The organism is Mycobacterium sp. TH-M103 (genome assembly GCF_057473785.1).
The window spans coordinates 1-3,668 of the sequence record NZ_JBYCLG010000130.1 but is presented as its reverse complement, the minus strand read 5'-3'; the positions used below and the strand labels follow the sequence as shown (position 1 = coordinate 3,668).

Sequence of the window (3,668 nt, the reverse complement as noted above, 5' to 3'; positions counted from 1 at the left end):
CCACAACGCCTCCGGCCCGTCCACCCCACCCGGCAGCCGGCAACCCATACCCACCACCGCGATCGGCTCATCACCACCCACCACCGCAGCCTCGGGCGCCGCGGCGCCGCGGTTCTGGGCTTCCGGGTTGGTCAGGTACTCGACGAGGTCGTTGATCGTCGGGTACTGCCACATCTCCACCGGGGATATCGCGCGACCGGCCAGTTCGGCGAGTTCGCCCGACAGCACCACCGCGTCCCGCGAACCGACCCCCAGGTCGGCGAACGACGCGTCGAGTTCGATGTCGTCGGGACTGCAGCCGATGTTGGTGACGAGATAGTCGACCAGCCAGTGCCGCAGTTCGTCGGCAGAATGAGTATTTGTCATCACGCGGACTCCACACTGTCGAACAGCGCATCAAGCACGCCGTCGGCCGGTGCGGCCGTCTCCTCCGTTCTTTCCGTCGAATCAGGTTGCGGTGCGATCTTTTTGGCGAGGAAAGCAGAGAGCGACGCGATCGTCGGATGGTTCCACAGCATGGTCGCCGAAAGTTCCATACCCGCCACCCGCTCGATCTCGCGCCGGATCGACATCGCCATCACCGAGTTGAGCCCCAGTTCCGCGAACGGCCGGTCCGGTTCGAGTTCGGCCTCCGGGAGCCGAAGCTCGTGGGCCATGACCGCGCGCAGTGCGGTCTCGAGTTCTCGCAGCAGGTCGTCGCCGCTCAGCTGCGACCATGCCGCGGCCGGCGCGGGCAGGGAGTCACCGTCGGTATCGGCCGACGTCATCGGCGCGATCACCGCCTGCGCGATGTCGCGGCCCGCGACGTATTCCCACGCGGCGAAGGCCTCGGCAGGACGCAGCGATCGTGAGCCCAACCGTTCGAGCTCGCCGACGGTGATCGCCGCATCGGCGGCGAAGCCGAGACCCTCCCAGGCCACCCAGTCCAGGCTGACGGTGTGGCATCCCTGCCGACTCCGGCTGCGCGCCAGGCAATCCAGGTAGGCGTTGGCCGCAGCGTACGCGCCCTGCCCCGGGACGCCGAAAACCGTTCCCGCCGAGGCGGTCAGGAAGAAGAAGTCGAGCCGTCCCGGCGGGAAGGCCCGATGCAGCGCCTGCGCGCCGGCGATCTTGGGCCACATGACGCGCCGCAGCGTGTCCTGCGCCGTCTCGGTCAGCAGCCTGTTCTCGGTGATGCCCGCGGCGTGGATGATGCCTCGGATCGGGGGCGCCCCGTCCCGGTCACGCCTGTCCAGCAACTCCCGGACCGCCGCCGGGGAGCCAACGTCGAGCGCGACGGCCTCGACGGAGACGCCGCGGCGCTCCAGGGCCAGGATCGCGGTGATCCTGTGTTGCACGGCGGGGTCGTCGATGCCGTCCCAGTCACGCCTGGGTGGCAGTGGGGTGCGGCCCGCCAGCACCAGGCGGCGCGCGCCGCGGTCCGCGAGCCAATCGGCCATCAGCAGGCCGAGCGCACCCATGCCGCCGGTGATCAGGTAGGCCGCGCCGGGCTGACAACGCAGCGGTTCGCGCACCGGCCCACCCACGATGGGAGTCATTGTGGAACAGAGGAATTCGCCATCCCGCAGCGCCAGAATCCGCTTGGCCGGATGGGGCAGCACCTCCGGCAGCCGTGCCGCGCAGTCGGCGAGGTCGGCGCCGGCCGCGATGTCGACCAGCCCACCCCACAGTTCGGGATGCTCGGCCCCGACGACCCCGGCCATCCCCCACAGGCCGCTGTGGCGCAGCGCCTCGCCGGAGTCGGCCTCGCGGACGCCGCGGGTGAGGATCCACAGCGTCACCGGTTCGTGGTCGCCGCGGCCGGCCAGCTCTCCGACGAGCTCGGCCACCTGAGAGGTGAGTCGCGTCGCGCCGTCGACGTCGGCATCGTCGGCCGCCGGGCCGGCCAGGTAGACGACGTAGCGGGCCTCGGTGACCCGGGCCGGGGCGTACCCGGCGTCGGCGAGCCGGTCGGCCAGCCCCGCGGTGTCGGCACCGTCACCGCCGACGATGGCGAGCGGCCCGGGCGCGAAGCGCACCTGGTCCCCGCCGGCGCGCCAGGGGTGCCAATCGATCGCATGGCACATCGAGGCGGGGTCGCTGTCGTGGGCGGCGGCCGCGGGACCGGACTCCACATCGGTGTACCGCAACGCGCGGACGTCCGCGCAGACTTTGCCGTCGGGTGTCCTGACGACGAGGTCGACGACGACGTCGCCGGCGTCACCGGGCAGCCGGCGCAGCTCGGCCACGGCCCGCCGGTCCCCGGGAGTGGTTGCCAGCCAGGCGCTGCCGACCCCGGAGGGCACCAGGAGCCGCGGGTTGTCGCGATCCACCAGGCGCGCGGCGTGCACGGCGGCGTCCAGCAGCGCCACCACCGACGGTTCGGCCGGCCCGGCCAGGACGAGGTCGGCGACGGCGCCGTCGCGGGTGGGCCGCAACGCGTCGATCGACCAGGGAAACGGCTGCCCCTCGACGCCCCACTCCTCGAAGAGGTCGGTGATCGAGCGTGTTTCGGCCTCGCCGGTGGGGGCGGGGGCGCCGTGGTAGCCGTCCGGCGCGGACGGCGCCAGCCGCCCGCTGACGTGCCGGACCCAGGGCGCGTCGGTCCCCGCACGCGACGACACGGTGACCGACCCGTCGGCGGCGAGCACCTGGATCGCCCGCGGCCGGTCCACGACGATGGGATGCTCGAACCGGACGTCGGACACCGCCGCTGCGCCCGCCTCGCGGGCCGCGGCCGAAAGCGTCTGCAGCAGAACCGACAACGGGACCACGTCCACCCCGTGCAGGCGGTGACAGCCCGGGTACGGCTTGACCTCCGGGGCCAGGTTCGCCTGCCACAGGGAGGCCGCGGTCGCGGCGACGTCGGTGCGCGCCCCGAGCAGGGTGCCGGGCGCCGGCGCGGATGCGCCGGCGCCCGGGCGTTGCGTCGGGGTCACCCAGTGACGGGTGTGGTGCCAGGGTGTGGTCGGCAGCACCGGGGCCGGCCCGCCCGGATGGTCGGTGCGCGGCGGTGCGACGGTGTGGGCGGCGTTGAGGTTGGTGTGGAAGGTCAGCGTGTCGTGGGTGTCGCGGGCCAGGGTCCCGAGGCTGTGGTGATGGACGTCGGCCAGCGTGTCGCTGATCGCGTAGGTCAGCACCGGGTGCGGGCTGACTTCGACGAAGGTGCCGTGCTCGGCTCCCGCCTCGGCCACCGCCTGGGTGAACCGGACCGGGTTGCGCAGGTTGGCCGCCCAGTGGTCGGCGTCGAACGTCGGCGTCTCGCCCGTCGTGGTGATGATCGGGATGGCGGGCCGGCGCGGTGCCAGATCGTCTAGTGCCGAACGCAATTCGGGCAGCACCGGGTCGATGATCGGGTGGTGTGACGCCACGTCCACCTCGATGCGGCGTGCCAAAAGGTTCCGCGCGGCGACCGCGGCGATCACCGCGTCGACCTGTTCGGGCGGGCCGGCGATCACGGTCTGGCGGGGCGAGGCGTACACCGCCGGCGTGAGGTCGGGGTGCTCGGCGATCACTTCGGCGGCGCCGTCGGGGTCCAGCTCGAGCAGCGCCATGGCACCCTGCCCGGACAGCCGGGCCATCAGCCGCGAGCGGGTGGTGATGACGCGGAGCCCGTCGCGGGGGCTCAGGGCGCCGGCGACGACCGCGGCGGTCACCTCCCCCATCGAATGGCCGATCACCGCATCGGG

Annotated in this window: 2 protein-coding genes; both read right to left on the bottom strand. The window is 72.8% G+C overall.

Annotation, left to right across the window (positions count from 1 at the left end; translation table 11 throughout):
• Window positions 1-366: acyl carrier protein (locus AC2VOR_RS07370; RefSeq protein ID WP_486963501.1), on the bottom strand; the 366-nt coding region annotated here is incomplete at its 3' end.
• A partial coding sequence (locus tag AC2VOR_RS07365) for an acyltransferase domain-containing protein (RefSeq protein WP_486963500.1) occupies window positions 366-3,668 on the bottom strand: 3,303 nt, incomplete at its 5' end. The genes AC2VOR_RS07365 and AC2VOR_RS07370, both read right to left, overlap by 1 nt.